The sequence below is a fragment of the Brachybacterium sp. ACRRE genome (genome assembly GCF_022346485.1).
Taxonomy (GTDB): Bacteria; Actinomycetota; Actinomycetes; order Actinomycetales; family Dermabacteraceae; genus Brachybacterium; species Brachybacterium halotolerans.
The window spans coordinates 1-4649 of the sequence record NZ_JAKRMO010000115.1; the positions used below are offsets into that span (position 1 = coordinate 1).

4 protein-coding genes are annotated in these 4649 nt (G+C 70.4%); 3 read left to right on the forward strand and 1 reads right to left on the reverse strand.

Annotated features, from left to right (window positions below; all coding sequences use genetic code 11):
* The first annotated feature begins 14 nt into the window (after positions 1-14).
* Positions 15-1508 carry an NCS2 family permease gene (locus MHY49_RS18705; RefSeq protein WP_239206690.1) on the forward strand — a complete coding sequence of 498 codons (1494 nt, stop codon included), beginning with the start codon at positions 15-17 and terminating at the stop codon, positions 1506-1508.
* The gene (locus MHY49_RS18710; RefSeq protein WP_239206692.1) at positions 1505-1969 is read left to right on the forward strand and encodes a MarR family transcriptional regulator; all 465 of its coding nucleotides are present in this window, start codon (positions 1505-1507) and stop codon (positions 1967-1969) included. Before MHY49_RS18705 ends, MHY49_RS18710 begins: the two co-directional genes overlap by 4 nt.
* Positions 1970-2072: 103 nt before the next feature.
* On the opposite strand, the gene serC is transcribed toward MHY49_RS18710, so the two are convergent.
* Positions 2073-3209: a phosphoserine transaminase gene (serC, locus tag MHY49_RS18715; RefSeq protein ID WP_239206694.1), complete on the reverse strand. Its 1137-nt coding sequence runs from the start codon at positions 3207-3209 to the stop codon at positions 2073-2075.
* 190 nt (positions 3210-3399) lie between these two features.
* On the opposite strand from serC, the gene MHY49_RS18720 reads away from it, so the two are divergent.
* A complete protein-coding gene (locus MHY49_RS18720; RefSeq protein ID WP_239206696.1) occupies positions 3400-4098 on the forward strand; it encodes a demethylmenaquinone methyltransferase in 699 nt (232 codons plus the stop codon).
* Positions 4099-4649: the final 551 nt, after the last annotated feature.

The following is a 4649-nucleotide window of genomic DNA, read 5'->3' on the forward strand; positions in this document are numbered from 1 at the left end:
GATAGCATCTGGACATGCACACGACGCCCCTCGGCACGACCGCGCCCGCCCCCACCGGCGCCTCCTCAGGCATCGACCGCTTCTTCGGGATCAGCGCCCGGGGCTCGAGCGTCGGCCGCGAGGTGCGCGGCGGCATCGTCACCTTCTTCGCGATGTGCTACATCGTGGTGCTGAACCCGCTGATCATCGGAACCGTCCCCGATTCCACGGGGCACTACCTGGGCGGCGGCACCGAGCCCAACCTGCCCGCGGTGGCCGCCGGCACGGCGCTCGTGGCCGGACTGCTCACGATCCTCATGGGCGCCTGGGCGAAGTTCCCCCTGGCACTCGCCGCGGGCCTCGGCCTGAACGCCGTGATCGCCTACTCGGTCGCGCCGCTGCCGGGCATGACCTGGGCCGGCGCGATGGGCCTCGTGGTCATCGAGGGCGTCGTCGTGCTGATCCTGGTGCTCACCGGCTTCCGCCGGGCCGTCTTCAACGCGGTGCCTCCGTTCATGAAGACCGCGATCGGCGTGGGCCTCGGCCTGTTCATCGCCTTCGTGGGCCTGTTCAACGCCCGCTTCATCACCCCCGCCGACGGCACCCCGGTCCAGCTGGGGGCGGACGGCTCCCTGGCCGGCTGGCCGATCCTCGTGTTCATCGTGGGCCTGGTCCTCATGTTCGCGCTGTACGTGCGCAGGGTCCCCGGCGCCATCCTCATCGCGATCGTCGCCGCGACCGTGCTCGCGATCGTCATCGAGAAGGTCGTCGGCGTGGGCGCGTACTCCGACGGGTCCGACGGCGGCGCCGCGAACCCGCACGGCTGGAGCCTGAACGTGCCGAGCCTCGGCGGCTCGCCCGTGCAGATGCCCGACTTCTCGACGCTGTTCACCGTGGACCCCATCGGCGGCATCACCGCGGCCGGCGCCGTGGGCGCGACCACGATCGTGTTCTCGCTGCTGCTGGCCGACTTCTTCGACACCATGGGCACCATGGTCGCGGTCGCCGCCGAGGGCGACATGCTCGACGAGGACGGCGACATCCCCCATTCCCAGCGGATCCTGGTGGTCGACTCCCTCGCGGCGATCGCCGGCGGCGTCGGCGGCGTCTCCTCCGCCACGAGCTACGCCGAGTCGGCGTCGGGCGTCGCCGAGGGCGCCCGCACGGGCCTGGCCGCGATCGTCGCGGGCCTCGCGTTCCTGCTCAGCACGCTGCTCTCGCCGCTCGTCGCGATGGTGCCCTACGAGGCGGCCACCCCGGCGCTGGTGATGGTCGGCTTCCTCATGATGACCCAGGTGACCTCGATCGACTTCACCGACGTCGAGAAGGCGATCCCCGCCTTCCTCACGATCATGCTCATGCCCTTCACCTACTCGATCACGGTGGGCATGGGCGCGGGCTTCCTCATGTACGTCGTGATCCGGATCGTGCGCGGCAAGGCCCGCGAGGTCCACTGGCTGATGTACGTGGTGGCCGTCCTGTTCGTGCTCTACTTCCTGCGCGGTCCCCTCGAGAGCCTGCTGACGTGAGCGACCGGGCCCGGGAGGCGCACGTCGACGACATCGTCGCGGATCTCCACCGCGTGCTGCTGGTGTCCTCGAGGCGGCTGCGCTCGCGCGCGGCCTCGGAGGAGGTCTCCGTGGCCCAGTTCTCGGTGCTCGCCTACCTGCACAGGGAGGGTGAGGCCACGCCCGGGCGCGTCGCCGACTTCGAGCGCGTGAGCCCGCCCGTGATGACGCGGATCATCGCCCGGCTCGAGGAGGCGGGATGGGTCGCCCGGCGTCCCCACCCGAGCGACCGGCGGCAGGTCCTGCTCGCCCTCACCGAGGCGGGCGCGACGATCGTCGAGGAGGGCCGACGGGCCCGCAGCGCCTGGCTGCGGGAGAGGGTCGACGGCCTCGACGACGCCCAGCTCGGAGAGCTGGAGACGGCCACCCGCATGCTGCGCGACGTCCTGCTGGACGCCCCGCGCGAGGGTGCCCGGGAGTGATCGCGCCCGACGTGCGCGAAGGGCCCGGGCCGACGCCATGAGGGCGATCGGCCCGGGCCCTTCGCGCGGGCGGTCCGGTCCTCCGCGGTGACCGGCCTGCTGCTCAGCCCTCCCGCAGCGCGTCCAGGACGTGGTCGAGGACGGCGATCAGGGAGCGCACATCGGACTCCGGCACGGCGGGGAACGTCGCGATCCGCAGCTGGTTGCGGCCGAGCTTCCGGTACGGCTCGATGTCCACGATCCCGCGCGAGCGCAGCAGGGAGGCGATGCCCGCGGCGTCGACGTCGTCGGCCAGGTCCAGCGTCGTGACGACCTGGGAGCGCAGGGACGGGTCGGCGACGAAGGGGGAGACCTCCTCGCGCGCCGCGGCCCAGTCCTGCAGGAGGCCGCTCGTGGCGCGGGTGCGCGCGTCGGCCCAGGCCAGGCCTCCCTGGCCGAGGATCCATTCGATCTGCTCCGCCAGCAGCACGAGGGTGGCGATCGCAGGGGTGTTCAGCGTCTGGCTCTTGCGGGAGTTGCTGATCGCGGCCGTGAGCGAGAGGAACTCGGGGATCCAGCGGTCTCCGGCGGCCAGCTGCTCGGCACGCTCGATCGCGGCGGGGGAGAGGGCCGCGATCCAGAGCCCTCCGTCGGAGGCGAAGGACTTCTGCGGGGCGAAGTAGTACGCATCGGTCTGGGCGAGGTCCACGGACACTCCGCCCGCGGCGCTCGTCGCGTCGACGAGGACGAGCTGGTCCTCGCCGGCGCCCTCCGGCCGGCGCACCGGGAGCATGACACCGGTCGACGTCTCGTTCTGCGGCCACGCGTAGGCGTCCACCGTCTCGTCCGCCCGGGCAGCGATGCCGCTGCCGGGCTCGGCGCGCAGCACCGAGGGATCCGACAGGTGGGGCGCGCCGGCGGTCTCCGCTGCGAACTTCGAGGAGAACTCGCCCAGGACCAGGTGCTGTGCGCGCTCGCGGATCAGACCGAATGCGGCCGCGTCCCAGAACGCGGTCGAGCCGCCGTTGCCCAGGACGATCTCGTATCCCTCGGGGAGGGCGAAGAGCTCCGCGAGGCCCTCACGGACCCGGCGCACGAGGTCCTTGACGGGCGCCTGCCGGTGGGAGGTCCCCATGACGCTCGAGCCGAGCGCCGAGAGAGCGGCCATCTGCTCGGGACGGATCCGCGAGGGGCCGGAGCCGAACCGCCCGTCGGTCGGGAGCAGCTCGTCGGGGATGGTGATGCGGTCGAGCGCGGGCACTGGGCCTCCTGCGAGGTGACGGTGGTGGACAGGGCGCGGCGGCCGCGGCACAGGAGAGCGCCGCGTCGGCGCCGACGTTGCTATTGTCCGACGGGGCGCGTCCTCCGTGCGAGACGGCTCCGCTGTGTGGACGGTCCCGCAACGTCCCTTCGGCGACGAACCGGGGCGCGAGTTCTGGCAGTATCGAGGCATGAACCGCGCGGACCTCGACAAGAATCCCTACGACGTCGCCGGGATGTTCGACGGCATCGCGCGCAGGTACGACCTCATGAACGACCTCGCCGCCCTGGGACAGGTGCGTTCGTGGCGCAGGGCCATGGTGGATTCGCTGGACATCACGGCGGGCCAGCACGTCCTGGACCTCGCCGCCGGCACAGGGACCTCGACCGCCGCGCTCGTCGACGCGGGCGCCGACGCCGTGGCCGCCGACTTCTCGCTGGGCATGATGGAGGAGGGTCGACGGCGCCAGCCGCACATCCCCTTCGTCGCGGCGGATGCGCAGGCGCTGCCGTTCGCCGACGATTCCTTCGACGCCGCTGTCATCTCCTTCGGACTGCGCAACGTGCAGCAGCCTCGGACCGCGATCGCGGAGATGGCGCGCGTGGTCCGGCCCGGCGGGCGGGTCGTCATCTGCGAGTTCTCGACGCCCAGGTCCACCGTGTTCCGCACCGTCTACAGCAGGTACCTGCTGCGCGCGATCCCCGCGGTCGCCCATCGCGTGACGCAGAGCCCCGAGGCCTATGACTACCTCTCGGAGTCGATCCTCGACTGGCCGGACCAGGAGGAGCTGCGCACCTGGATGCTCGAGGAGGGCCTGAAGCAGGTCCAGTTCCGCAACCTCACCGGCGGCATCGTCGCTCTGCACCGCGGCGTGGTGCCGGCAGCCTGAACCTCGTCCCTCGGTCCTCCTCGTTCCTCAGGGCGCCGGCGCACGGCTCCGGGCCGCCCTCGCGAGTCCATGGCGGACCACCCACAGGCACGACCGGAGGGCTCCGAGCGAGCGAGCGGCGAGCCTCCGGCGTCGACCGGCGGTGCCCGCCTGGGCGCACGTGGTGCAGAACACGCTCTGACCTGGGGGTGTGGAGTTGACGTGGGGGCTCGGGGTGCGTAAGTTATTACCTCGTGCCCGGCCGACAGGTTCGGGGGATCGGAAACAGTGTTTCTGGTTTCTCGGATGGGGTTGGGTGCCACGGTTAATTCAATAGTCAGTTTCGGTGGTAGCCCAGATCACAGGGTGCCGAGTTGACATGGAGAACCGATTGCTCCTAAGCTTTAGGGGTTGCCTCGGAGAGAAAGCCCGGATGGGTGCGGATCTTTGAGTGCGCGTGTTGTTTGAGATCTCAATAGCGTGTCTGTTTGTTGATGCCAAATTTTTTGTTTTGGCATGACGGATGATGTAGCAGATTTATATGAATGTGCTAGTCGTTTGTTTTGTCGGGA

Bases quoted from the DNA above. Each gene is read 5' to 3' on its own strand.
- MHY49_RS18705 (WP_239206690.1), top strand. From the start codon at position 15: ATGCACACGACGCCCCTCGGCACGACCGCGCCCGCCCCCACCGGCGCC.
- MHY49_RS18720 (WP_239206696.1), top strand. From the start codon at position 3,400: ATGAACCGCGCGGACCTCGACAAGAATCCCTACGACGTCGCCGGGATG.